Origin of the sequence: Martinezella lusitana (assembly GCF_016901135.1) — a bacterium.
In the GTDB taxonomy this organism is placed as follows: Bacteria; Pseudomonadota; Alphaproteobacteria; order Rhizobiales; family Rhizobiaceae; genus Rhizobium; species Rhizobium lusitanum_D.
In genome coordinates, this window is the sequence record NZ_JAFEVL010000042.1 from 254,515 (window position 1) to 278,861 (window position 24,347).

Annotated in this window: 22 protein-coding genes and 1 pseudogene; 16 read left to right on the forward strand and 7 right to left on the reverse strand. The window is 58.3% G+C overall.

Annotation, left to right across the window (positions count from 1 at the left end):
* Positions 1–123: 123 nt before the first annotated feature.
* The 8 genes from JTP94_RS15430 (at position 124) to JTP94_RS15465 (ending at position 10,891) form a co-directional block, all read left to right on the forward strand.
* Positions 124–1,581 (forward strand): FAD-binding oxidoreductase, encoded by a 1,458-nt coding sequence (locus tag JTP94_RS15430; protein ID WP_204851355.1) that lies wholly within the window; start codon positions 124–126, stop codon positions 1,579–1,581.
* On the forward strand, positions 1,582–5,109 hold the full coding sequence (locus JTP94_RS15435) for an indolepyruvate ferredoxin oxidoreductase family protein (protein WP_204851356.1): 3,528 nt from the start codon (positions 1,582–1,584) through the stop codon (positions 5,107–5,109).
* Positions 5,106–5,927 (forward strand): enoyl-CoA hydratase/isomerase family protein, encoded by an 822-nt coding sequence (locus tag JTP94_RS15440; RefSeq protein ID WP_204851357.1) that lies wholly within the window; start codon positions 5,106–5,108, stop codon positions 5,925–5,927. Before JTP94_RS15435 ends, JTP94_RS15440 begins: the two co-directional genes overlap by 4 nt.
* Positions 5,928–6,002: 75 nt before the next feature.
* Positions 6,003–6,968 carry an isopenicillin N synthase family oxygenase gene (locus JTP94_RS15445; RefSeq protein WP_204851358.1) on the forward strand — a complete coding sequence of 322 codons (966 nt, stop codon included), beginning with the start codon at positions 6,003–6,005 and terminating at the stop codon, positions 6,966–6,968.
* Positions 6,969–7,038: 70 nt separating this feature from the next.
* Positions 7,039–8,076, forward strand: coding sequence for a PotD/PotF family extracellular solute-binding protein (locus JTP94_RS15450; RefSeq protein WP_204851359.1), 1,038 nt, complete (start codon positions 7,039–7,041; stop codon positions 8,074–8,076).
* Positions 8,077–8,190: 114 nt separating this feature from the next.
* Positions 8,191–9,255 carry an ABC transporter ATP-binding protein gene (locus JTP94_RS15455; protein WP_204851360.1) on the forward strand — a complete coding sequence of 355 codons (1,065 nt, stop codon included), beginning with the start codon at positions 8,191–8,193 and terminating at the stop codon, positions 9,253–9,255.
* Entirely contained in the window at positions 9,252–10,109 is an 858-nt protein-coding gene (locus JTP94_RS15460) for an ABC transporter permease (protein WP_204851361.1), read from the forward strand. The genes JTP94_RS15455 and JTP94_RS15460 overlap by 4 nt, the downstream gene beginning before the upstream one ends.
* The gene (locus JTP94_RS15465; protein WP_204851362.1) at positions 10,109–10,891 is read left to right on the forward strand and encodes an ABC transporter permease; all 783 of its coding nucleotides are present in this window, start codon (positions 10,109–10,111) and stop codon (positions 10,889–10,891) included. Before JTP94_RS15460 ends, JTP94_RS15465 begins: the two co-directional genes overlap by 1 nt.
* A 433-nt stretch (positions 10,892–11,324) precedes the next feature.
* On the opposite strand, the gene JTP94_RS15470 is transcribed toward JTP94_RS15465, so the two are convergent.
* Positions 11,325–11,750, reverse strand: coding sequence for a lipocalin-like domain-containing protein (locus tag JTP94_RS15470; RefSeq protein WP_204851363.1), 426 nt, complete (start codon positions 11,748–11,750; stop codon positions 11,325–11,327).
* Between the two features lie 149 nt (positions 11,751–11,899).
* Positions 11,900–12,409: a DUF2867 domain-containing protein gene (locus JTP94_RS15475; protein WP_204851364.1), complete on the reverse strand. Its 510-nt coding sequence runs from the start codon at positions 12,407–12,409 to the stop codon at positions 11,900–11,902.
* Between the two features lie 246 nt (positions 12,410–12,655).
* Here JTP94_RS15475 and JTP94_RS15480 point away from each other — a divergent pair.
* The 8 genes and pseudogenes from JTP94_RS15480 (at position 12,656) to JTP94_RS15515 (ending at position 19,542) form a co-directional block, all read left to right on the forward strand.
* Positions 12,656–13,169, forward strand: a pseudogene (locus JTP94_RS15480) (transposase).
* A 403-nt stretch (positions 13,170–13,572) separates the two neighbouring features.
* Positions 13,573–14,388 (forward strand): DUF2189 domain-containing protein, encoded by an 816-nt coding sequence (locus tag JTP94_RS15485; RefSeq protein WP_204851365.1) that lies wholly within the window; start codon positions 13,573–13,575, stop codon positions 14,386–14,388.
* Positions 14,389–14,491: 103 nt separating this feature from the next.
* Complete coding sequence (locus JTP94_RS15490; RefSeq protein WP_204851366.1) at positions 14,492–14,878, forward strand: cytochrome c family protein; 387 nt, start codon at positions 14,492–14,494, stop codon at positions 14,876–14,878.
* A gap of 234 nt (positions 14,879–15,112) precedes the next feature.
* Entirely contained in the window at positions 15,113–15,928 is an 816-nt protein-coding gene (locus JTP94_RS15495) for a cytochrome c oxidase subunit II (RefSeq protein WP_204851367.1), read from the forward strand.
* A 56-nt stretch (positions 15,929–15,984) separates the two neighbouring features.
* Entirely contained in the window at positions 15,985–17,763 is a 1,779-nt protein-coding gene (locus tag JTP94_RS15500) for a cbb3-type cytochrome c oxidase subunit I (RefSeq protein WP_204851368.1), read from the forward strand.
* Positions 17,760–18,464, forward strand: a complete 705-nt coding sequence (locus JTP94_RS15505) for a cytochrome c oxidase subunit 3 (RefSeq protein WP_204851369.1) — start codon at positions 17,760–17,762, stop codon at positions 18,462–18,464. Before JTP94_RS15500 ends, JTP94_RS15505 begins: the two co-directional genes overlap by 4 nt.
* A 12-nt stretch (positions 18,465–18,476) precedes the next feature.
* Positions 18,477–19,199: a heme-copper oxidase subunit III family protein gene (locus JTP94_RS15510; protein WP_204851370.1), complete on the forward strand. Its 723-nt coding sequence runs from the start codon at positions 18,477–18,479 to the stop codon at positions 19,197–19,199.
* 10 nt (positions 19,200–19,209) lie between these two features.
* On the forward strand, positions 19,210–19,542 hold the full coding sequence (locus JTP94_RS15515) for a cytochrome C oxidase subunit IV family protein (protein ID WP_204851371.1): 333 nt from the start codon (positions 19,210–19,212) through the stop codon (positions 19,540–19,542).
* A 361-nt stretch (positions 19,543–19,903) separates the two neighbouring features.
* Here JTP94_RS15515 and JTP94_RS15520 read toward each other — a convergent pair whose 3' ends face one another.
* From JTP94_RS15520 to JTP94_RS15540, 5 genes are all read right to left on the reverse strand, one after another.
* Positions 19,904–20,830, reverse strand: coding sequence for a nucleoside hydrolase (locus JTP94_RS15520; protein ID WP_204851372.1), 927 nt, complete (start codon positions 20,828–20,830; stop codon positions 19,904–19,906).
* Positions 20,831–20,900: 70 nt separating this feature from the next.
* Positions 20,901–21,638: an ABC transporter ATP-binding protein gene (locus JTP94_RS15525; protein WP_204851373.1), complete on the reverse strand. Its 738-nt coding sequence runs from the start codon at positions 21,636–21,638 to the stop codon at positions 20,901–20,903.
* Between the two features lie 9 nt (positions 21,639–21,647).
* Entirely contained in the window at positions 21,648–22,400 is a 753-nt protein-coding gene (locus tag JTP94_RS15530; protein WP_409456612.1) for an ATP-binding cassette domain-containing protein, read from the reverse strand.
* 2 nt (positions 22,401–22,402) lie between these two features.
* Positions 22,403–23,482: an ABC transporter permease subunit gene (locus tag JTP94_RS15535; RefSeq protein ID WP_204851375.1), complete on the reverse strand. Its 1,080-nt coding sequence runs from the start codon at positions 23,480–23,482 to the stop codon at positions 22,403–22,405.
* Positions 23,479–24,345 carry a branched-chain amino acid ABC transporter permease gene (locus tag JTP94_RS15540; protein WP_204851376.1) on the reverse strand — a complete coding sequence of 289 codons (867 nt, stop codon included), beginning with the start codon at positions 24,343–24,345 and terminating at the stop codon, positions 23,479–23,481. The genes JTP94_RS15535 and JTP94_RS15540 overlap by 4 nt, the downstream gene beginning before the upstream one ends.
* Between the last annotated feature and the right edge of the window lie 2 nt (positions 24,346–24,347).

Genomic DNA, 24,347 nt, shown 5'->3' on the forward strand with positions numbered 1-24,347 from the left:
CCTTCGCCCGATTGCATTGATGCCATGCATTCATTGAAAAGGCTATAGCTATTTAAATATAGGTTTGACAAATATCAGATAGGCGATAACCTGCCCTCGATCCAGATAACCAGGGGAACAGAATTGGGCGGATCGATCGACCGGGCGCTCGCCGCTCATCCCTTATCTGAGCCGTCTTTGCGGCTGCGAGAATTGTTGGGCCGCCTCCATGGCAGTCTCGACAAGAACGCTATTGTCGTAGGTCCGGATGTCGGCGACGCCTATTGCGCGGACGCGACAGACAGGCGCGGCGTGCGGCCGTCCATCCTCTTTCGCCCCAGGGATACCGCATCAGTGTCGGCCATTCTTTCCGCATGCGATGCCGTCCGCCAGCCTGTCGTCGTACAAGGCGGCCGGACCGGTCTTGCCGGGGCCGCGCGGCCTATGGTTGGCGAGATTGCGTTGTCCTTGGAGCGCATGAGCGCAATCGAGCCCGTTAACGAGGATAGCGGAACTGTGATCGCCCATGCCGGCGCGACCTTGCAGGCCGTTCAGGAGACCGCAGCCAGCCACGGATTCATGTTCGGCGTGGATATCGGCGCGCGCGGCACCTCCACCATCGGCGGCAACATCGCCACCAATGCCGGCGGTATTCGCGTGCTGCGCTACGGCATGTATCGCGCCCAGGTTCTCGGCCTAGAGGTTGTGCTGGCAGACGGCTCGGTGCTGACCAGCCTCAAGGGCCTCTCTAAGGACAATTCGGGGTTCGATCTCAACCAGATATTCATCGGCAGCGAGGGCACGCTTGGTGTCGTAACCCGTTCCTGTCTGCGTCTTCATCCCAAGCCGCAGTCACTGGCAAATGCATTTTGCGCACTTCCCTCGCTCGGTGCGGCAATTACGCTTCTGCGGCGTTTGCGCCAGAGGTTGGGGCCTTCTCTCTCCGCTTTCGAAGTTATCTTCCCGGCCGTCTATGCTGGCGTTCTCAATCACACCGGCGCACCGGCTCCTGTGCCGGCGGGTACCGGAATGTACGCGCTCATCGAGATGCAGGGACAGGACGAGGCGGGCGACGAGGATCGCTTCTCTGCCGCGCTGATGGAATGCTATGAGGAAGGCATCGTCAACGATGTCGCTGTTTCCCGCTCTCTGCGCGACTACCATGCCATCTGGGCTTTGCGCGATGCGGCGAGCGACTTCATTTTCAGCATGGATCATGTCGCGGGCTTCGATGTCAGCCTGCCCATTTCCGCGATGCAACGGTTCCTGGACAGGGCAACAGCCGAAATCACGGATGTCGATCCCGCCGCTTCCATCTACATTTTCGGTCACCTCGGTGACGGCAATCTGCATTTTCTCGTTCGTACACACCATTATGACCGCGTCGCGGACGCGACCTTCTCCTGTGTCGCCAGCGAAGGCGGATCGATATCGGCCGAACACGGAATCGGCCTTGAAAAGAAGAAGTGGCTGCCGCTGGTTCGAAGCCCGACTGAAATGGCCGCCATGCGCCGTCTCAAATCAGCGTTCGATCCCAATAACATCCTCAATCGCGGCCGCGTTTTCGACATGGAACCGACAGCACCGGGGGAGCGCGCATAAATGTCCACTCCCTCCGCCGCCGCACATCCCGAAAATCGGCCTACAGTCCTTGCCGCGACGACACCCAGCCTCGATGACCGCTATACGCTTGATCGGGGAAGCATCCTCGTTTCCGGCACGCAGGCACTCGTTCGCTTGCCGATGATCCAACGTCAGCGCGACCTCGCGCGCGGACTGAATACCGCCGGCTATGTCTCCGGATATCGCGGCTCGCCGCTTGCCGGCTTCGACCGTGAAATGGCGCGTGCGAAGAAATATCTCGACGGCCATCACATCCGCTTCCAGCCCGGACTGAATGAAGACATTGCCGCCACCGCAGTCTGGGGCACCCAGCAGACGGCGATGTTTCCCGGCACCCGGTATGATGGTGTCTTCGCCATGTGGTATGGCAAAGGGCCCGGCGTCGATCGCAGCATGGACGTGATCCGCCATGCCAACGCCGTCGGCACCAATCCGAACGGCGGCGTTCTGATGCTCGTCGGAGACGATCACGGTGCCGTTTCGTCTACCCTGCCGCATCAGAGCGAGCATAATCTTATCTCTGCGATGGTGCCGTTGCTGTCGCCGGCCGGCGTCGGAGAATATATCGAATATGGATTGCTCGGCTGGGCGCTCAGCCGCTATTCCGGCGCCTGGGTCGGCTTCAAATGCCAGACGGAGATCGTCGAGTGCACCGCGACGGTCGAACTCGATCCCGATCGGCCTGCCATCGTCTATCCCGAGGGCAATGGCGACCTTTCGTTGCGATGGCCGGATGGCCCGCATGCGATGGAGCGGCGGCTGGAAAACAAGATGGCGGCGATACACACCTTCGCCCGTCACAACAGCATCGACAGAGCGATCTGGGGCAGCACTGCCGGCACGGCGAGGCTCGGCATCGTTTCGACCGGGAAATCATGGCTCGATCTCATGGGAGCACTGGCAAGCCTTGGTATCGACGAGCGCCGGGCCGGCGAACTTGGTCTCAAGCTTTACAAGATCGGCATGGTCTGGCCAATCGAACCGCAGGGCCTCCAACGGTTCGCCTCCAGTGTTGAAACCCTGTTGGTGGTCGAGGAAAAGCGCGCGGTCATCGAAGACCAGATCAAGGCTCAGCTTTTCAACATGGCCTCCGACCGGCGCCCAAGGGTCTACGGCAAATTCGGTGCGGATGGCAAACCGCTCTTGTCCGCCGCCGGCGAGATCAATGCGGTTGCCGTTGCCAGGGCGATTGTCTCGGTCATCGGTGAGCATCACACCGATCTGCTTGCCAGATCGCACGATATCGAGGCGCTCCTTGCGGCAAGCGCCACGGAAACGCCGGCGCTGAAACGCGATCCCTATTTCTGCTCAGGCTGTCCGCACAGTATTTCCACCCGACTGCCTGAGGGAAGCCGCGCCTCGACTGGCATCGGCTGCCATATGATGGTGATTGGGCTGGAAGAGCGCAACACCTCGACCTTTACCCAGATGGGTGGCGAAGGCGGTTCGTGGATCGGCCTTTCCCAATTTACCGACGAGAAGCATATCTTCGTCAATATGGGTGACGGCACCTATTTCCACTCCGGGCTGCTTGCGATCCGTGCCGCGATTGCCGCTAAGGTCAACGCCACCTACAAGATCCTCTACAACGACGCGGTTGCCATGACCGGCGGCCAGAAGCATGACGGCGAAGTCTCCGTTCCCGGCATTGTCGGGCAGATGCTGGCGGAAGGCGCGGCCCGGGTTGCCGTCGTCGCCGAACGCCCCGAGGTCTGGCAAGGCAATCTGCCGGGCGGTGTTACGGTCAACCACCGCGACGAACTCGATGCGCTGCAACGCGAACTGCGCGAAGTGCCGGGTGTTACCGTCCTCGTCTACGATCAGGTTTGCGCTGCCGAAAAGCGGCGTCGGCGCAAGCGAGGTGCGTTGGCCGTCTCCGACAAGCGCGCCTTCATCAACGAACTCGTCTGCGAGGGTTGCGGCGACTGCTCCGCGGTTTCCAATTGCATTTCCATCGAGCCGCAGGAAACGGAATTCGGCCGCAAGCGGCGGATCAACCAGTCGAGCTGCAACACCGATCTTTCCTGCATAAAAGGCTTCTGTCCGAGCTTTGTTACCGTCGAGGGCGGGACCATCCGCAAGCCGGACGCAAAGGCAGGCAAGGCAAGCTTCGACGACCTTCCCCTTCCCGCCATCCGACCGATCACCGACCGACCGTACAACATGCTGCTCGCCGGCATCGGCGGGACGGGCGTGATCACCGTCAGCGCCATATTGTCGATGGCCGCCCACATCGACGGCCTTGCCGTTCAGACGCTCGACCAGACCGGCCTTGCCCAGAAAAATGGAGCCGTCATTTCGCATCTGCGTGTCGCAAAGGCGCGAGAAAATATAACATCCGTACGCATCGGGCCGGGGGAAAGCGATCTGGTCCTCGGCTTCGATATCGTCGTATCGGCGGCTCAGAACGCCCTATCCACATTCGCTGCCGGCCGCACGAAGGCCGTTCTCGACGATCATTTCGCGCCGACGGCCTCTTTTGTGCAGAACACCTCAATCGACTTTCGGCAGGAAGCGACGGTGAAGGCATTGCGCAAAGCGGCCGGTGACAATGCCATCAGCCTTATTGCGGCGACAAAACTGGGAGCGGCGCTGATGGGCGACGCGATCTCGGCCAACATGTTCCTGCTTGGCCACGCCTGGCAGCGCGGACTTGTTCCAATCGGCCTTGAGGCGATCGATACGGCGATCGAACTCAATGGCACAGGCATTGCAATGAACCGCGCAGCCTTCGGCTGGGGCCGTCGCTCTGTGGTGGATCCGGAGGCTGTCAAACAAGCCGCCGCAATCGACCCGGATGATGCGCCGGCCAAGCAGACGCTGGACGATATTGTCGCCAAGCGCATCGAATTCCTGACGCTCTATCAGAGCGCCGCCTATGCCGACAAATATCTCAGACTGGTGACGACAGCCCGTAGCGCCGAAGCGCGACTGAAGCTCGGCGAGGATTTTTCCGAAGCCGTGGCGCGCAACGCCTTCAAACTGATGGCCTACAAGGACGAATATGAAGTAGCTCGGCTCCACAACGACCGGAGCTTCAAGGACAAGATCGCCGCGCAGTTCGAAGGCGATTTTAAGATCAAGCATCATCTCGCGCCGCCGCTCTTTTCCCGCGGAACCGACAAGCGCACCGGAAATCCGGCAAAGATTGCCATCAGCCGCAAGCTCATTTCGCCGGCATTCTCCGTGCTGGAGAAAGTGCGCTTCCTTCGCGGCACGCCGCTTGATCCGTTCGGCTATACGCATGAGCGCCGCATGGAGCGCAAACTGGTCGCCGACTATGCGGCGCTGATCATGGACCTTGCAGCAAACCTGTCCCCGGAAAACCAACCTCGCACCATCGCGCTCGCCCGGCTTCCGGATCAGATCAAGGGGTTTGGCCCCGTCAAATCAGCATCGATAGAACGTTTCGAGAAGAACAAGGCGGACCTACTGATGCAAGCGTCGAGCAGCCCCGCATCGGAACCTGTGTCGGCTGACGCCAACGCAAAGAGGAAGAGCATATGAGCATATCCGAAACCTTCGAGACCATCCTCTACGACAAGGACGAACAGGACAAGTTCGCGACGATCACCATCAATCGGCCGGACAAGCTCAATGCCATGAACAAGACGACCGTGCGCGAGATCGACCGCGCCGTCGCGCTCGCTGTTGCCGACAAGGATGTCAACGCGCTGGTGATCACCGGTGCCGGCCGCGCGTTTTCGTCCGGTTATGACCTGCAAGGCGCAGACTATGACGTCAGTATCGAGGACTGGCATGCCGACATGTCGGAAAATGCTCAGGCACTTCTGAATATCTGGAAGGCTCCAATCCCCGTCATCGCCTCGGTGAACGGTTATGCGCTTGCCGGCGCGCTCGAACTCGTCATGTCGTGCGATCTTGCGATCGCCGCCGACAACGCCAAATTCGGCGAGCCGGAAGTCAGGCACAATTCCGGCCCGCCTGCACTCTTCATGCCGTGGCTGCTGGCCACCCGCGATGTACGCTGGTTGATGTACACCGGTGATCTGGTGGATGCGGAAGAGGCGCTGCGCATGCACCTGATCAACAGGGTCGTGCCCGCCGATCAGCTCAAGCAGAAGACCGAGAACCTGGCACGCAAGCTGGCACGCATGCCGGTTCCGGCAATCAAATTTGCCAAGTCCTCCATCAACAATCAGCAGATCGCCGCGGGCCTGATGACGTCTTTCGACTACAACGTGCACGCCATTGCCGCCCTTCACGTCAGCAAGGACGGACAGGAATGGATGCGCAATCTTCAGACGATGTCGCTGAAGGAATATCTCGAATTTCGCGACGCACCCTTCAAAGGGCTCGACTGACATCATCTCCCTCGCTGGTGTGGCGTCGAAGCGCCACGACGACACGGCTATGTTCATTCCGGAAAGGATCAGACAATGCAGATGGCCCCACCCTTGAGGCAGGATATGGACGGCATTCCGGTCATAGATGTTTCTCCTTTTATCCATCAGACCACAGGTGGCGATTCCGTCGTCAAGGCGATCGAGGCTGCCTGCCGCGAAACAGGTTTCTTCCTGATCACCGGACATGGCGTGTCCACGGAGGCGACCGCGCAGCTTTACAGTCTTGCCCGCGATTTCTTCGATGAACCGCAGGATTGGAAGAAGAAACAGGGCCGGGGAACCTCGCTAAAGGGGGGCGTCGCTTTCTCCCCGATCGCAGACGAAGCGCTGAGCGCGACGCTTGGGATCAAGACACCGGGTGACTACAAGGAAAGCCTGAATTTCGGGCCGCGCCTTCCGGGTGACGTCTGGCCTACGGTACCACACGGACTACAGGCGGCCTTCAGCGCCTATTTTGCCGAGATGGAGACGCTTGCGAAGCATCTGCGACGCGCATTCTGCCAGGCGATCGGGCTTGCACCCGATTACTTCGAGCCGGCCTTTGACGACCACCTTTCGGCACTCCGCGTCATCAACTATCCAGAACAACAGGAAAGCCCGCTGCCCGGACAGCTGCGCGCGGGCGTCCACACCGATTACGGCTTCATGACCATTCTGCGCTCGGAGGCATCTCCGGGAGGGCTTCAGGTCCGCAGGCGGGATGGCGAATGGCTGGACGCGCCGAACGTCGAAGGCGCCTATGTCGTCAATATCGCCGATGCCTTCATGCGCTGGACCAACGACGAATGGCTGTCGACGCCGCATCGGGTTGCCAATCCACCCGGTAACTTCAAGGGAACGACACGGCGTCAATCCATTCCCTTCTTTGTCAATCCGTCCAAAGAGACGCTTATCGAATGCCTGCCGCCCTTTGCGGCAAAGGCGCCGGCGAAATACGCGCCGATTACCTACGGAGACTATATCGCGCTGAAGACAAGCCAGGCCTTCAGCAAGTCCTGAGCGCAAGAAGCGAAACATCGCCTGCCGCACAAGCATCCACCGACACGCAGCCATGACAAGGGGAACCGAAATGATGGACATGAACAGGCGGCAGCTTCTTGCCGGAATGGGCGGCCTTGCCGCTGCAACCATGATCAGCCTTCCTGCGCGCGCGCAAAGCAAGACGCTCGTGGTGCCGACGCTCGGCGGTGCCTGGGAGCAGTTCTGGCGTTCGACGCTTGCACCCGCATTCACGACGAAGAGCGGCGCCGCGGTGACCCTCGATGCCGGCAACGGTCGCGTCTGGAGCGCCAACCTGCGGGCGGCGGGCCTTGAAAACCCTCCCTATTCGATCCTGATGACCAACGAAGCCTTTGCCTCCAGCCTGCGCAAGGAAGGCTTCTTCGAGAAGCTCGATCTGACGAAACTGCCAAACTATAGCGATCTCTACCCCCTTGCGAAGAAGACGGACGGCTGGGGCGCCGTGGCGATGGTCTCGCCGATCGGCATCGCCTACCGCACCGATATGGTCCAAACCCCGCCGAAAGGATGGAAGGATCTCTGGGAGAATCCGGAATTCAAGGGTCGCATCGGCCTCTACAACTTCGCCAACACGGCCGGTAAAATGGAGCTGATGCTGGCATCGAAGATCTTCGGCAAGGATCAATACGACATCGATGCCGGTTTCAAGGCGCTGGAAAAGCTCGGCCCGGTCATACAGGCTGATTTCAACTTGTCGACGGGCATTGCAGCGGGCGAATTCGTGGTTGCGCCCTTCGACTTCGGGGAAGTGGCGCGCCTGCGCTCTCAAGGGCTGCCGATCGATGTCGTCGTGCCCGAAGAGGGCATGCTGATGTTCGACCAGACACTGAATATCCTTGGCCATGGCCCGGAAAAGGAACTCGCCTACCAATATGCCGACTTCCTGCTCTCTCCGGAGGGACAGATACCGCTCATGAAGCAGTTCTTCGTCTCGCCCACCAATTCCAAGGTGGTGGTTCCGGGCGACCTGCAAAAGGATGTGCCGATCTCGGGCGAGGCGATGGACAAGATCCTGACATGGGATTGGAATTTCATGAACGAGAAGCAGGCCGAGTTCTCGGAGACCTGGGCAAAGGTCATGCGCTAGACGCGCCTTGATGACCCCCGCGCGATATGCCGGCCCGCCCCTATGCGGCCCGGCTCCTTTCTCGACATGGTGGCATGAACGCGATCGCCGCCGGCAGAATTTGGAAGATCAATCATGACAGAGGTGAGCATCGAAGCGCTGACCAAGCATTATGGGGCATCTCTCGCGGTAAACGGCATTTCCGTAAAAATCGCAAAGGGGGAGTTTATCTCCCTTCTTGGCCCTTCCGGCTGCGGCAAGACAACCACGCTGAAAATGATCGCCGGATTCGAGGATGCAACGTCAGGTGCGATCCGTTTCGATGGGCAGGACGTCATTCGCGTGCCTGCTGAAAAACGCGACATCGGCATGGTCTTCCAGAACTACGCCCTGTTTCCGCATATGACTGTCGCGCAGAACCTGGCGTTCGGATTGGAGATGCGCCGCAGACCGAAGCGCGAGATCGCCAAGCGCACGGCCCGCGTTCTCGATATGGTGCAGCTCTCCGGATATGCGGACCGTTATCCGCGCCAGCTTTCCGGTGGGCAGCAACAACGTGTCGCACTTGCGCGCGCGCTCGTGATCGAACCTCGAATTCTCCTTCTCGACGAGCCGCTTGCCAACCTCGACGCCAAGCTGCGCGAGGAGATGCGTGTCTTTATCCGCGACCTTCAAAAGCGTGTTGGCATCACGACCGTTTACGTGACCCACGATCAGGCCGAGGCGATGACCATGTCGGATCGTGTCGTGGTCATGTTTGGTGGGCGGATCGCCCAATATGGCGCACCTGCCGATATCTACGATCGGCCGGTCAGCCTGGAAGTCGCGCAGTTCGTGGGGCAGGTCAACATCCTGTCTGGTCGGCTGCTATCCACTGACGCGAACGACATCTCGGTCATCGATACCGCGCTCGGCATGGTTAGGATCGGCAATGCTCCGAGGTTGCCCGATGGAGCCGTGACGCTGGTGCTGCGCCCCGAGGCCGTCGAGCTATTTCCGGAAAGCGCGGGGCAGACAGGCACCCCGGCCACCATCACGGCAAGCTACTATTCGGGCAGTCTGATCGACTACCGGTTGGCGCTCGACGGCGGCGACACCATCAATGTTCAGACCTTTCCCCGCAACCGCTTCTCTCCGGGCGACCGTGTCACCGTCAAGGTCGATGGCGATCGATTCTGGGCGCTCGGAGCCGCCGCATGAGCCTGCGAGCGAAATCTCTGAAGCCTTTTGTCCTGATAGCCCCGGCCGTTCTGCTGCTCGGCGTCTTCCTGGTATTGCCATACATCAACATCGTGGTCATGAGCCTGCGCAATCCGGGGAACGGGACGCCCTACGCACCCGGCTTCACCTTCTCAAACTATGTCAGGCTCTTTGCCGACAGCTTTTACCTGGAGCAGACCGCAAACACGTTGATGATCGGTTTCATCACCACCTTTGCCTGCCTCATCCTTGGCTTCCCCGTCGCATGGCAACTTGCGAAGACCCAAATGCGTTTTCGCGGCCTGGCCTATGGCCTTGTGCTCTCACCGCTTCTCGTCGGCATCGTCATCCGCAGCTATGGCTGGACGATCCTCCTTGGCAACAACGGCATGATAAACCGCAGCCTAATCAGCTTCGGCCTGATCGATCGCCCCCTTGCCCTGATGTATAATTCTCTTGGTATCGTGATTGCCCTGGTGCACGTCTTCCTGCCCTTCATGATCCTTCCGCTCATGAGCGCGCTGCAGGGTATAGACCCGTCGATCGAAACAGCCGCCCGCTCGCTCGGAGCCGGACGCATCACCGCCTTCCGGAGAATTGTGCTACCGCTCGCGATGCCCGGCATACAGGCCGGCTGCATACTCGTCTTCGTCTTATCGCTCAGCGCCTACGTCACGCCGTCTTTGATCGGCGGCCTGCGCGTGAAGACGATGGCGGTCAGTGTGGTGGACGCACTTATCGATACGTTTCAATGGCCGTTCGGCTCGGCCATGGCGCTGATGCTGTCTTTGACCGGGGCGATCATGGTGATGTTGTTTGCCAGGCTCACCCGCATGAAATGGAAGGCGAACTGATGGCCAGGCATCTCCTCACCGGCTATTGCTTGATGATCTATGCCTTTCTGCTGCTGCCGATCCTCGTGGTCGTCGGCGCCTCCTTCAATGCGGGCGCGTTCCTGACGTTTCCGCCACAGGGCCTTTCACTGCGCTGGTATGTGGTGTTCTTTCACAATGAGGTCTTCCTCAGTGCAATCAAGACATCGCTCTGGGTGGCCGCAGTTTCGACAGTGATCTCAGCGATCATCGGCACGATGGCGGCGATCTTCTATGTCCAGCATGCCGGACGCTGGAAGGAAAGCATCCGGCTCGCCATGCTCCTGCCGCTGCTGCTGCCGGAGGTCCTGACAGCCATCTCGTTGTTGTTCTTTGTCTACTCGATAGGCATGGGCACGCGAACGATCGCGGCGATGATCATCGGCCATTGCCTCATCACTCTTCCCTTCGTCTTCATCAACGTTTCGGCGGCGATGGAGTCCTACGAACCATCCTGGAGCCTGGCAGCCAAGAGCCTCGGCGCGGGACCATTGACGCGGTTTCGCCGCATCATGCTGCCGCTGATCAAGCCTGGCGTAATCGGCGGATGCCTGTTCGCCTTCATCATATCCTTTGACACGTTCACCATATCCTTCATGCTGAAGAACGTAGGAACCGCCACGCTTCCAATTCAGCTCTATGATTATCTGCGCACAAACTTCACACCGGAGGCAGCAGCCGTTTCAACGGTGTCCATCGTGCTGACCTTATTGGTCGTTGTCCTGTCGGAAAAAGTACTGGGACTGCGCATCCACCGGTTCTAGAGTATTTCAAGTTTTGACGAAAGCACATCCAGCGTTTGTGAAGTAGTTTTTGCGTTCGCCTGTGAACAGGCTTTGAAGAATGACACCGCCCTACTCCAAAGCTCATCAATAACTTCGGAGGCTGACTGAAAAAGAAATCGGGTGATTTCAATCTGTTGTGATTCCGTTGGGTTGCGAAGCACAATGGAGGTCACGTTGGCTTGGACTACAACCAACGTGCGCATTATCAGCGCGAGGCGTTGCGTTATGCAAGCGATCTGACCGATCAAGTCAGCCCGACATCGTAAAGTACGTATCGAGCCGAGTTTATGCAGACCTTCCCTAGAGGCCGCCACAATGCGGTCATTCAAAGGTGGCTGCCTGGTTGCCAGGCTCATCGTCGCGTTGATGAGCTGCAAACTAGCGACTAGTTGCGAACTCAGCGTAGGGAAAACTACTCGCGTCTAAAACTGAGAATAGCCCTTCCTATTGGATTTCCTGATACCAACGGATTCGGCATCCAGGCCGTAGAGACCTCGAGCGTGTCTCCATCAAGCTTGTAGAATCGTTCCTGCTCACTGCCGTTCCAGGCTTCATTCCAGGATGAGTCAATCTTTGTGATGAACCTATTCCCATCTATCCGATACCGTCCGGTATAGGCCATCAAAGTACGGAAAAGTGCCACCAGTTTCTCGTCTGTATTCCCCGGCTCCCGTGCTTCTGCGGTAACCAGTACCATCATTCGCCCATCAGAGCCGAAAATAAGGTACCCATTGGGGTCAGCGCCCCACGGTTGACCGCGCTCCTTTGAATCCTGAAGCTCAGTATCCAAAGAAACCAACCGCCAGCAACCGTGAAGCTTGGTGTCGCGCTCAGACATATTCGCTCCTGTCGTGGTTTGCCTAAATGTACCCACCTCTCGAAGGTAGAGTATGTTGCCACGCAAATTGCAAAACACCATCAAATTCGCGGGATGCGCCACGGACCGCTAATGGTCGACTACAGCCAGCAGCAACCAGCAAAGCATGCCTAAATCTTCATTGCTCTGACCGCCTGTTCTAAATTCGCCCGCGCAATCGCGCGGTGAAACGGAGCTATCATCGTAAGATAGATACGCCCCAGTCGGTTATGGCAATGCACCACCGTACCCACGACCAGCTCGCGCCCATTTGCTGCATCGGCGCGAAGTTGGATCGTGACGCGGAAGTCGAGATGCGAGTCATCCTCACCCACGACCAACTCCGTCGCGCTCTTTGACAGCAGCGGGAAGTAGCCGATAACCGGCCCACGCCCCGCTGCGGCAAGACCGATGGCGCGCGACGATTTGACGCCGACTGTCGCCATCACCACATCGCGGATACGAGTGAGCGCACGAATCCACCCCGCCGGTCGCTCGAACCCGGCGCGTGCCAGCGCCTCTAGATCATCGCTTGCCCCCGCCGGCAGTCGAATTGCAAAGGCGTCTAAAAGGTCCGCGCCCGCGTAAAGCGGCGCAAGCACGCTGTTGCTAGGCATGGGCACGGCGCGCGCTTTGGTCATGCGTTTAGGTACCGGATGCTGGGGAGGGGCATAGCAATCGTGCAAGCGCGGCAAATCAAGATGTCTCTCCTCGATAAAGCCTATAGCAGGCGCTAAATCGTATCATTCGATTTGATCGGAACGACACCCGCTGAACGACACCATCCAAAAATCACTGTGGCACTCTCAGAGGCTGATTGAAAGTGAAGTTGGGTGATTTCAATCTGTTGTGATTCCGTCGGGTTGCGAAGCACAATGGAGATCACGATGGCTTGGACTAAAACCACCCGGGTGCGTTATCAGCGCGAGGCGTTGCGTTATGCAAGCGATCTGACCGATGCGGAATGGAGATTGATCGAGCCGTTTGTGCCGGGGGCCTCGAAGATCGGGCGACCAGGAAAGACCAACCTACGATCGGTTGTCGAGGCGATCCTCTACATGACCCCGACCGGCTGCCAATGGCGCGCCGAACCTGCTCGCCTCCATCCGCTCACTCTATCCGTGGCTGCGCCATGTGTTCGCCGATGGCGGCTATGGCGGGGAAAAGCTGCAAGACGCCATGGCCACCCGCGGTCAATGGACCTTCGAGATCATCAAGCGTTCCGACACCGCCAAGGGCTTCGCGCTGCTGCCCCGCCGATGGGTGGTTGAACGAACCTTCGCCTGGCTCGGACGATGCAGGCGGCTCGCCAAGGATTTCGAAGCCACCATCGAAAGCGCCGTGGCCTGGATATTCGTCGCTCATATCCGCCGCCTCACAAGGAGATTGATACGAACGTGAAATGCCGCACGCCATTTCGAGTCAGACTCTAAATCCAGGGGACCACGGGGCCATCCGTCAACGCCGAACCACAGGCAAGGGACATGAATTCTCCTTGGCCAAACGACCTGGATCGGCAGGGGCGCCATCCAGACATGACATCGCCGCTGAGTCGACTACCAGATACTCGATGGGCAAGATTTCACCGCCATAGGCGGGCATCGTCTTCCAGGTGTCCGTGTCGAAAATCGCCGATCGTTCCGGCGCAAGAAATGACGAGTATCTAATTTTCTAATTTAAAGAATAGGCGACAACGGCAATAAGATTTGATAAATTATCACTACCGGTTGCGGTTTGACGTATCGGTAAAAATTTGCCGGGCGTCTTTGCACCGCCAGCCGGATTGAGGCGGAGGAGAGATGCTATGGCGACATTCCATGTCATGGCCGGTGCGAGCGGTGAATTTACGCGCCCGGAAGTCCAGAAGATAGGCGTCGCGGATCTTGTCGATGCACTGAAGTCGGGGCTTAGCGACTTTGGAGAGAAACCATCTCATTACGTTTTTCTCTGTCTTATGTATCCGATCGCGGGCATTTTTCTGGTCATGTGGAGTTCCGGCGCTGACCTGCTGCCGCTGCTTTATCCCTTGATATCAGGCTTTGCGCTGGTTGGTCCGATCGCGGCCCTTGGCCTTTATGAAATCAGTCGACGCCGCGAGCAGGGATTGGATAGCTCATGGCATCATGCGCTGGAGGTCCGTCACTCGCCGGCGCTGCCGTCGATCATTGCGGTAGGCTTCATGCTGTTCGCGCTTTTCGTCGCCTGGCTGATTATCGCACAGCGCATCTACACCATGACATTCGATGAGGTCGGTTTGACCTCGATCTCGACCTTCCTGTCAGATGTGCTGACGACCCCGCGAGGCCTCTCCCTTATGCTTTGGGGAAACCTGACCGGTTTCGTTTTCGCAATAATAGTGCTGGCGACGACGGTGGTGACCTTCCCGCTGCTGCTGGACCGGGATGTCGGCGCAGTCGCAGCTGTGGACGCGAGCATACGCGCCACGCTTACCAATCCAGGACCAATTGCGCTTTGGGGATTGATCGTCGCGGCACTGCTCGTCGTCGGCACAATCCCGATTTTTGCCGGCCTTGCGGTCGTCATGCCTATCCTCGGGCATTCGACCTGGCACCTGTATCGAAAATTGATTGCCCCCGTCTATCCGAGCCGCATGCCTTGAATTCACAAAGGAAATTTACCCAGAGATCATCCTCCAAGCCGTTGCGACCTGCCTGATGGGAGTCGTGTTGGTTGGGTTAGCGATGAAGAGAATGAGGATTGCCATGTCTTGCCGTTTTCTTCCGATCTGTCTGCTTTTCGCCATTGCCATCCCGCTTGACGCTACAGCGCAGGAGGGCGACGCTACCGCAGGGGCCACCGTTTTCAAGAAATGCGCCATTTGCCATATAGCCGAAACCGACCAGAACAAGATCGGCCCTTCGCTGAACGGTCTGTTCGGCAGAACCGCTGGAACACATCCAAATTTCGCCTATTCGCCGGCGATGCAGGAGGCGGGTAAGGCCGGCCTCGTATGGAACGAGACGTCGCTCCGCGATTATTTGCACGACCCCAAGGCGAAAGTGAAGGGCACGAAAATGACCTTCGTCGGGCTGAAGGACGATACCGAGATTACCAACCTGATTGCCTATCTGAAGCAGTACTCCAAATAGCGAAATGCCAAGTGTGGACGAGCTGTTTCCCGCGTTGCCGGTTGGATCGGCGGGGCTCGCTCAGCAACCTGACGCCGCCGATCCGTTCCCGCGGCGTCAATATGCCCCGGGCGTTTTGCCGGGATCAACCGCTGCTGTTGCCGCAATTGCTCGCCTGACTTGTTCATGAGATAATACTAAAACGTTTCGCGATGGGATTGTGGAAATATTCGCGGCCGGGTCAGGGAGGAGACGATGGCTGTCGTAGTGATTCTCGTTCTACTGGTGGTGGGATCGATCGCGTTCCATCTGCTGAGCCCATGGTGGTGGACGCCGATCGCGTCAAACTGGAGCTACATCGACAATACGATTGTCATCACGTTCTGGATCACCGGCTTCGTTTTCACGGCGGTCGTGTTGTTCATAGCCTATTGCGTCCTCCGATTCAGGCACCGCGCCGGAAACAAGGCGGCGTACCAACCCGAAAACAAGCGGTTGGAATGGTGGCTCGCCGGCGGAACCGCAATCGGTGTAGCTGCGATGCTCGCTCCGGGCCTTTTCGTATGGAAACAGTTCGTTACGGTCCCGGCCGATGCCAGTCAGGTCGAAGTCGTCGCTCAGCAATGGCAATGGAGTTACCGGCTGCCGGGAGCGGACGGGCGGCTCGGGCGGGCAGACACGCGGGATGTGAACCCGGACAACCCGCTCGGCTTGAACAAGAATGATCCCGCCGGGCTGGACGACGTCATCGTCGAAGGCGGTGAACTGCATTTGCCCGCAGACAAGCCGGTCAAAATGCTTTTGCGCTCGATCGACGTCCTGCACGATTTCTACGTGCCGGAATTCCGGGCCAAGATGGACATGATCCCCGGCTCGGTCACCTATTTTTGGTTCACGCCGACGCGGACAGGAACCTTCGAGGTTCTCTGCGCGGAATTGTGCGGTGTCGGTCATCCGCAGATGCGTGGCACCGTCATCGTCGATACCGAGACCGCCTATCAAGCCTGGCTGCAGCAGCAGCCGACTTTCTCGAAATCGCTGGCGTCGGCGGAAAAGTCAGCGGCCAAATAAATGTCATGCGTACTTGAGGGGAAAAGCCGCATCGGAGGAAACAGGGAGGATAGAATATGGTCGACATTGGATCCGGCACTGAGCAGGTCATCCAGCCCGCTGAAGTCGAGGATGTGGAGCTTTATCACCCGAAAAGCTGGTGGACGAAGTATGTCTTCAGCCAAGATGCCAAGATCATCGCCATTCAGTACTCCTTGACCGCCATATCGATCGGCATGGTGGCGCTGGTGCTGTCCTGGCTGATGCGGCTGCAGCTTGGGTTTCCCGGCTATTTTTCGTTCATCGACGCGGAACATTATTATCAGTTCATCACCATGCACGGCATGATCATGGTGATCTACCTGCTGACGGCACTGTTCCTCGGCGGTTTCGGCAACTATCTGATCCCCTTGATGCTCGGCGCCCGCGACATGGTGTTCCCCTATGCGAACATGCTGAGCTATTGGCTCTATCTGCTCGCAGTCATCGTCCTGGTCGTCGGCTTCTTTGCGCCTGGCGGGCCGACGGGCGCCGGCTGGACGCTGTATCCGCCGCAGGCTCTTCTATCAGGGACGCCGGGAGGGCGTGATTGGGGCATCATCCTGATGCTGTCATCGCTGATCCTCTTCATCATCGGCTTCACCATGGGTGGACTGAACTATGTCGTCACTGTGCTGCAAGGACGCACCCGCGGCATGACGCTGATGCGAATGCCCTTGACAGTATGGGGCATATTCACTGCGACCGTCATGGCGCTGCTTGCCTTCCCGGCACTCTTCGTCGCCGCCGTCATGATGTTGTTCGACCGGTTGCTCGGCACGAGTTTCTTCATGCCCTCCATCGTCGAGATGGGCGAACAGTTGAAGCAAGGGGGCGGCAGCCCCATCCTGTTCCAGCATCTGTTCTGGTTCTTCGGCCATCCGGAGGTTTATATCGTCGCACTTCCCGCCTTTGGCATTGTCTCGGATCTGATCAGCACCCATGCGCGCAAGAACATCTTCGGCTACCGGATGATGGTCTGGGCGATCGTCATCATCGCAGCGCTAAGCTTCGTCGTATGGGCGCATCATATGTATGTGAGCGGCATGAATCCGAACTTCGGGTTCTTTTTCGCGACCACGACGTTGATCATTGCCATTCCGACAGCGCTCAAGGTCTACAACTGGGTGCTGACGCTTTGGCGCGGCGATATCCATCTGACATTGCCGATGCTGTTTGCCCTGGCCTTCATCGTCACATTCATCAATGGCGGATTGACCGGTCTGTTTCTCGGCAATGTCGTTGTCGACGTGCCGCTTTCGGATACCATGTTCGTCGTTGCCCATTTCCATATGGTGATGGGGGTCGCACCGATCCTGGTGATCTTCGGCGCAATCCACCATTGGTATCCGAAAGTCACGGGGCGCATGCTGAACGTGGTGATGGGTCATATCCACTTCTGGATCACCTTTCTCGGCGCCTATGCGATCTTCTTCCCGATGCACTATCTCGGCCTGATGGGCGTGCCGCGCCGCTATTACGAGCTGGGCGAAACCGCTTTCATTCCGCCGTCGGCGCATACGCTGAACATGTTCATCACTGTCGCAGCGTTGATCGTCGGCGCCGCTCAAATTCTGTTCCTGTTCAACCTCGCCTGGAGTCTTCGCTGGGGCAGGCAAGCGGGCGGCAACCCATGGCGGGCAACGACATTGGAATGGCAAACGCCGCAAACGCCGCCAATTCACGGAAATTGGGGCAAAGAGCTGCCGATCGTCTACCGTTGGCCATATGATTATAGCGTTCCCGGAGCGGATCAGGACTTCCTGCCGCAGAACCAGCCGGCCTCGGGCGGCTTATCCGAGAGGGCGTCGTCATGAGCGCCATTCTCATCTTCATGGCCGGGATCGCCGGCATCATTGCCTGGTGGATGGCAAGGCAGCGGCTGACCTCAAAGCCCTGGCTGGAAGTGGGTCTGGCAGGCGATGCGCCGGAGATGCAGGGATCATCGGTGACAATAGCAAAACTTGGGCTCGGCATTTTTCTTGCCGTCGTCGGCGCGCTGTTCACGCTCCTCATCAGCGCCTATCTCAGCCGCATGGGCGGCGCCGACTGGTGGGGTATCCCGATCCCGCGGCTGCTATGGGTGAATACGGCGGCCCTTGCCGCAAGCAGCGTGGCGCTGCAGTGGGCGAAAACCGAAGCCCGTCTTGATCGCGGCGGAATGCTGAACACGGCTCTTGCGGTGGCGTTCGTACTGGCCGTTCTCTTTCTCGCCGGGCAGGTTTTGGCATGGCGGCAACTGGTGTCGGCAGGCTATCTGCTCGCCGACAACCCATCAAACAGCTTCTTCTATATGATCACCGGACTGCATGGTCTGCACATTCTAGGCGGGCTTTTCGTGCTTGGACGGACCGTAATCCGCGCCCGGATCAGCCCTGTGCTGACAAGAGTTCGCCTGAGCGTGGATCTGTGCGCCATCTATTGGCATTTCATGCTCGTTGTCTGGCTGATCCTTTTTGCGCTCTTCGCCGGCTGGGCGAATAGTTTCGTCGATCTCTGCCGTCAATTGGTCACCTGAGGAGTTTCGATGATGACCGAATCCATGGAAAGACCGGTAAGTGATCCGCATCTGCGGCCCGCGGGACTGCGCGGCGTTGCCGCTGATCTGTCATCGGACCAGCGGACGTTCAAGAACGTCTCCTGGGGCAAGGCGATGATGTGGATCTTCCTCCTGAGCGACACCTTCATTTTCGGGTGTTTTCTGCTGGCCTATATGACGGCGCGCATGTCGACCACCGTTGCTTGGCCCAATCCGAGCAAGGTTTTCGCCCTGACGATCGGAGGCAAGGAAATTCCGCTGATCCTGATCGCCATCATGACTTTCGTCCTCATCAGCAGCAGCGGCACGATGGCCATGGCCGTCAACTTCGGATACCGCCGCGATCGCCGCAAGACTGCCGCGCTGATGTTGGCGACGGCAGCCCTCGGCGCGACATTCGTCGGAATGCAGGCATTCGAATGGACCAAACTGATCAGGGAAGGCGTTCGTCCCTGGGAGAACCCTTGGGGGGCGGCGCAATTCGGCTCGTCCTTCTTCATGATCACGGGATTTCACGGCACCCACGTTTCGATCGGGGTCCTGTTTCTTCTGATCATGGCACGCAAGGTGTGGCGGGGGGACTTCGATCAGGAAAGGCGGGGATTTTTCACCAGCCGGAAGGGTCACTACGAGATCGTCGAGATAACGGGGCTTTATTGGCACTTCGTGGATCTGGTTTGGGTATTCATCTTTGCATTCTTCTATCTGTGGTGAGGATAGCATCATGGCACAAGAGCAGGCGCATTCGGGACAACAGCATCCGATAAGACTTTATATGGTGGTTTGGGGACTGCTTTTCGTCCTCAGCACCTTCTCCTACCTCGTCGACTACCTCGGCATCCAGAGCTATCTCAGATGGTCTCTGATCCTCTTGTTCATGGTCCTGAAGGCAGGGCTGATCGTTGCGATTTTTATGCACATGGCCTGGGAACGCCTGGCGTTGATATACGCCATCCTACTTCCCCCAGTCCTCGTGCTTGTCTTCGCCGCTTTGATGGTATCGGAATCGCACTACACGGTTCTCACCCGACTGGCCTTTTTGGGAGCCGGTCCGTAAGGCCCGACAGCATCCGGCCATCCGTCATACCTGAAAAATGGCACCAGATGCTCGCAATAGGGCTCATTCCCGGCCCAAGACGAACACACCGAAAAGAATGGTCGCGCTCACCTGTAATTTGTCGATGGCTCATCGCTTGACCAGCGATGGTTGAGCGGGCGCGTTGCACAGCACTATGCCAGTATGGGTTGCGGGGGCTCGCAACACCCGATTCTTGCGATTGGTGGAGGGGCCTATTCCGAGGTTGGCAGCTTAGCGTTCACAGGGCGATTTCCGTTCGAAGTCGTCCTACTCCGCCATTTCCTCCCTGCGGCATATGTCTTGAAGTGGAACCATGCATTCGTTTCGCTTTCACTTAGCTCTAATAGCGGGCGACCCTTTCAGCAAACAATGCAAACAAGTCATCGGCGTCGACATCAAGAGCAACATCGACCAGGGCCGCGTCGGCGTTGCGCAACAGGCTATCACCGACTGTTCGGCCCAAATTCAGCCCCTCATTGGTATCTACTTCCACCCGCATTTTCCGCGTTTGGAAGAGAGAGGGATCGATAGCCCAGGCAATCGTGCACATATCGTGGATCGCAGGGCTCTCCCATCCGTAAACATCCGCATAGAAGCCGCGATAGCTTTCCAGGAAACGTAGAACCAGATCCGCCACCTTGTTGCCCATATGTTTCAAAGGCGCCAAGCGCTCGGCCGTTGCCAACGCCTTGTGGGTGACGTCAAGGCCGAACATCGTTGTTAGCCGGCCACTTTCGAACACGATGCGAGCGGCATGCGGGTCGGCATAGAGGTTGAATTCTGCGGCGGGCGTAGTGTTGCCCTCGCCGATCGCACCGCCCATGATCACGATCTCTGCGACCGCATCGGCAAGCCTGGGTTCCATCCTGAGCGCCAGCGCGATATTGGTGAGGGGCCCGATGCCAAAGAGGCCGATTTCGCCGGGATTTGCCATTACCTCGTTGATAATGAATTCAACCGCGCCCTTGGCATTTGGCTTGCGATTATGCGGAGGCAGCCGGACTCCCCCCAGTCCATTATTGCCATGCACATTGGAGGCGTCGATCGGGCTGCGGACCAATGGGCGTATCGCCCCGGCATAGACTTCGACATCGCGGCCAAGAAATGACAGAAGCGCCAGTGCATTGTCGAGCGTCTGGTTCAACGGAACATTTCCGTGCGTGACCGTCACGCCGCGCAGTTCGATCTCATTGGACGAACAACAAAGCGCGATCGCCAACGAATCGTCGATACCGGGGTCGCAGTCGAGGATGATTTTCTTTTTCATACGAGCAGGCTCCCTATTTGATGGCAGACAGCAATGGATCGTGAATGCGCTGACGATGCCAGCGCATCACTCAAGTCAAGCCGACAAAGTCATGGATCAACGCTGGATAGCGGGCGATCTCGGGCGACATCTCGCCGGTAATCATGCCCTTCTGCAGCACCAGAATGCGGTGGGATAGGGCTGAAAGGAAACTGAGGTTCTGTTCGACCAAAAGGATGGTCAGATTCCGCGCCTCGCCGAAATCGCGCAGTGTTGAGATCATCTCTTCGATGATCGACGGCTGGATCCCTTCCGTTGGCTCATCGAGCAGAACGATACGCGGGGCGCCGCACAGGCAGCGCGCCAGCGCCAGAAGCTGCTGTTCGCCGCCCGAGAGTGCGCCGCCGATACGACCAAGATAGGCTTTGAGGCGTGGAAAGAATGTGAGTATCTCTTCTATCACCTTGTTCTCAGGTTCGGCATTCAGGAGGCAACCCATACGCAGATTTTCGATGACGCTGAGCCCCGGAAAGATCTCGCGTCCCTGGGGCACATAACCGATCCCAGCCCTTGCCCTTTGCGTCGTCGAACGACGCGTGACGTCCTTGCCGCCTAGCTCGACTGTGCCGCCGTATGCCGGCAGATAGCCCATTAAGGTGCGCAACACCGTTGTCTTGCCCATGCCGTTGTGGCCAAGAATGCCGACGAACTCGCCCTCGGCCACCGAGAAGGACAGGCCATTGACGATTGGGATACGACCGTAGCCTGATCGCAGATTGATGACCTTCAACAGTTGGACGTGGCCCACAGCGCGATGCTCTCCGCTCATTTGACACCTTCACGCCGATACGGCATTGCCGAGATAGACATTGCGCACCCGCTCATCGGCAAGCACACGGTCAACGTGATCTTCAACCAAGATCTTGCCCTGATAGAAGACGGTGACTACCTTTGCGATCCTGCGGATGAACTGCATGTCGTGCTCGACAACGACGACCGCATGGGTGCGATTGATTTCGAGGATTAGCTGAGCCGTGCGCTCGACTTCAACCTTGGTCATGCCGGCGGCCGGCTCGTCGAGCAGGATCAGTTCCGGCTCCTGAGCAAGCACGGTGGCAAGCTCGACCCATTGCCGCTGGCCATGGGCGAGCCGTCCCACCTCTCTGCCGGCGACGTCCGTCAGATGAAGGCGTTCGAGCACTTCGTCGACGATTGCCGTTGCACGAGCCACCGACTTCCTGCGCGCGGCAGCGATAAAGACATTCTCGCGGACGCTGAGACCATCGAACAGGTTCGGAACCTGCGTCTTGATGCCTACGCCGCGCCGGGCGATCTCATGGGCATGGGAGCCGCCGATCTCGCTGCCGCGAAACCGTATGGAACCGGCACTCGGTCGTAGCTGGCCTGTCAGCATCTTGAAAAATGTGCTTTTGCCGGCGCCATTCGGTCCGATGAGGCAGCGCAATTCGACCTCGTTGAGAACGAGATCGACATGATCCACGGCTGTGACACCGCCGAATTTCATGGTGACGTCACGCGCCTCCAGGAGCGGCGTCAGCTTCCTTGCCGGTGCAGGGATAGGATTTGTCATGGTCATTCCGCTCCGCTCTGTAATGGGTCGGCATCGGCAAGCAATGGCGAACCGACATTTCGCTTTCGCAAGGTCAGCGCCTGTTGGATTGCAGCTTGCACCAACGGCACGATGCCCTTTGGAAATAGCAGCACGAAAGCCACCAGGATGATGCCGAGCCCAAGTCCGGGATCAACCGTACCTTGGTCGCCAATCGTGTTGATCAGCCATTGGATCAGAACGGCGCCAAGGATCGGTCCCAGCAAGGTTCCGAGGCCACCGACCAGAACAAAAATGATGGCCTGCGCCGACATGGTGAGGGCGAAGACGCCGGGGCTGATGTAGCCCGCCCAATTGACATAGAGGCAGCCCGCCAGACCCGCGATGCCAGCGCCAATGACAAAGGCCAGCAGCTTGAAGAGCCGAGGATCGTAGCCGATCAGTTGGGCACGGGTTTCGTTTTCCCGGATCGCCACCACGACCCGCCCGAAGCGGCTCATCAGAATGAAACGCAACAGGCCATAGACAAGCAAAAGTCCGCCCATTGTTGCATACCAAATCCCGGTCTGATCGAGCGGACGGGATGGATCGCCAATCAGATTGAGCGGCGGGATGGCTGGGATTCCGTTGAAGCCCCCCAACTCTGCCACGCCAATGCGATACTGGCTGCCGGATGTGGAGTTGATCAGCTGAAAAAGGATGACCGAGACCGTCAAGGTGATCACCCCGACATAGGCGTCGCTGATCCGGCCATAGAACATGAAGTAACCCATCACGGCGGCAAACAGCATGGGCAGGATGATCGAAATCGGTACGGCGAGCGTACTATCGCCGTAATTGATCACCGCAACCGCATAGGCGTATGCCCCAAGTCCGAGAAAGCCGGCCTGGCCGAATGACATGATGCCGGCAAAGCCCCAGACGAAACCCTGACTGAGCGCAAAGATCGACATCACCGCCAGGATGGTCACTTGCAGCAGGTCGAAGGTCGAAACGAACAGAGGCAGACCGAACATAACCAGGATCAGCAGAAGGCAAACCGAAAGGAAGCTGCCCGCGCCTGCGTATTGATCGAGAAATTTTCCAAAAGCGTGTGATGTCATAGCGAACGCCTCAGGAAACGGCCGGTAATGCCGGTGGGGAAAATCCGAATGAGAACGACAGCGGCCATCAGCATGGCCACGCTGCCGATCACGGGTGAAGCCTTGAAAGATACAAGTTCGTCGATCGTGCCAAACAGCATCGCGGCAAGCCCGGTACCGGTGACAATGGCAGCACCTCCTCCCAGTACAGTGATGAAGGCGCGAGTAATGTAGGCAACGCCCAACACCGGCGAGACGCCGGAAATCGGCGCAAGAACCGCGCCGGCCATTCCCGCCAATGCCGAACCCAACGCAAAAGTTGCCATATAGACCGTGTCAGGTTTGATCCCGAGTGCAGCGGCCATACCCGGCCGCTCCATCGTTGCCCGCAGGATCAGGCCAAATTTGGTGAGGCGCAGAAGGGCAAACAGCGATCCAAGCGCGCCAACTGCCACGGCCACGATCACCAACCCGTAAAGACTTGTCGAGTATGCGCCGATGCCGAAGCTCGGCGCAGGGTTTGCCAATGTGCGGACATTGTTTCCGAAGATCGTGACGATCAGCCCGGTCAGGCCGATGCTGATCCCCCAGGTGGCAAGCATGGTGTCGAGAATTCGCCCATAGAGAAAGCGGATGATGGTGCGCTCGAGCACCAACCCAATTATGCCCACCACCAGGGGCGAGAGAACGAAAATCGAGATCCAGATATTGATGCCGGCCTCGGTGGCGATGACGCAGGTGAAGGCGCCCAGCATCATCAACTCCCCATGAGCGAGATTGATAATGCGCATCATTCCATAAATGACGCCGAGACCGATGGTGATAAGGCAGAGCGTGGCGATGCCCGTCACGACGTTAAAGGCAATGAGGCCGGCAAGATCCATGT

Excerpts from the sequence above, each read along its gene's own strand:
- JTP94_RS15435 (WP_204851356.1), top strand. The coding sequence starts at position 1,582 with ATGTCCACTCCCTCCGCCGCCGCACATCCCGAAAATCGGCCTACAGTC.
- JTP94_RS15440 (WP_204851357.1), top strand. The coding sequence starts at position 5,106 with ATGAGCATATCCGAAACCTTCGAGACCATCCTCTACGACAAGGACGAA.
- JTP94_RS15445 (WP_204851358.1), top strand. The coding sequence starts at position 6,003 with ATGCAGATGGCCCCACCCTTGAGGCAGGATATGGACGGCATTCCGGTC.
- JTP94_RS15450 (WP_204851359.1), top strand. The coding sequence starts at position 7,039 with ATGATGGACATGAACAGGCGGCAGCTTCTTGCCGGAATGGGCGGCCTT.
- JTP94_RS15455 (WP_204851360.1), top strand. The coding sequence starts at position 8,191 with ATGACAGAGGTGAGCATCGAAGCGCTGACCAAGCATTATGGGGCATCT.
- JTP94_RS15460 (WP_204851361.1), top strand. The coding sequence starts at position 9,252 with ATGAGCCTGCGAGCGAAATCTCTGAAGCCTTTTGTCCTGATAGCCCCG.
- JTP94_RS15465 (WP_204851362.1), top strand. The coding sequence starts at position 10,109 with ATGGCCAGGCATCTCCTCACCGGCTATTGCTTGATGATCTATGCCTTT.
- JTP94_RS15470 (WP_204851363.1), bottom strand. The coding sequence starts at position 11,750 with ATGTCTGAGCGCGACACCAAGCTTCACGGTTGCTGGCGGTTGGTTTCT.
- JTP94_RS15475 (WP_204851364.1), bottom strand. The coding sequence starts at position 12,409 with ATGACCAAAGCGCGCGCCGTGCCCATGCCTAGCAACAGCGTGCTTGCG.
- JTP94_RS15485 (WP_204851365.1), top strand. The coding sequence starts at position 13,573 with ATGGCGACATTCCATGTCATGGCCGGTGCGAGCGGTGAATTTACGCGC.
- JTP94_RS15490 (WP_204851366.1), top strand. The coding sequence starts at position 14,492 with ATGTCTTGCCGTTTTCTTCCGATCTGTCTGCTTTTCGCCATTGCCATC.
- JTP94_RS15495 (WP_204851367.1), top strand. The coding sequence starts at position 15,113 with ATGGCTGTCGTAGTGATTCTCGTTCTACTGGTGGTGGGATCGATCGCG.
- JTP94_RS15500 (WP_204851368.1), top strand. The coding sequence starts at position 15,985 with ATGGTCGACATTGGATCCGGCACTGAGCAGGTCATCCAGCCCGCTGAA.
- JTP94_RS15505 (WP_204851369.1), top strand. The coding sequence starts at position 17,760 with ATGAGCGCCATTCTCATCTTCATGGCCGGGATCGCCGGCATCATTGCC.
- JTP94_RS15510 (WP_204851370.1), top strand. The coding sequence starts at position 18,477 with ATGACCGAATCCATGGAAAGACCGGTAAGTGATCCGCATCTGCGGCCC.
- JTP94_RS15515 (WP_204851371.1), top strand. The coding sequence starts at position 19,210 with ATGGCACAAGAGCAGGCGCATTCGGGACAACAGCATCCGATAAGACTT.
- JTP94_RS15520 (WP_204851372.1), bottom strand. The coding sequence starts at position 20,830 with ATGAAAAAGAAAATCATCCTCGACTGCGACCCCGGTATCGACGATTCG.
- JTP94_RS15525 (WP_204851373.1), bottom strand. The coding sequence starts at position 21,638 with ATGAGCGGAGAGCATCGCGCTGTGGGCCACGTCCAACTGTTGAAGGTC.
- JTP94_RS15530 (WP_409456612.1), bottom strand. The coding sequence starts at position 22,400 with ATGACAAATCCTATCCCTGCACCGGCAAGGAAGCTGACGCCGCTCCTG.
- JTP94_RS15535 (WP_204851375.1), bottom strand. The coding sequence starts at position 23,482 with ATGACATCACACGCTTTTGGAAAATTTCTCGATCAATACGCAGGCGCG.
- JTP94_RS15540 (WP_204851376.1), bottom strand. The coding sequence starts at position 24,345 with ATGGATCTTGCCGGCCTCATTGCCTTTAACGTCGTGACGGGCATCGCC.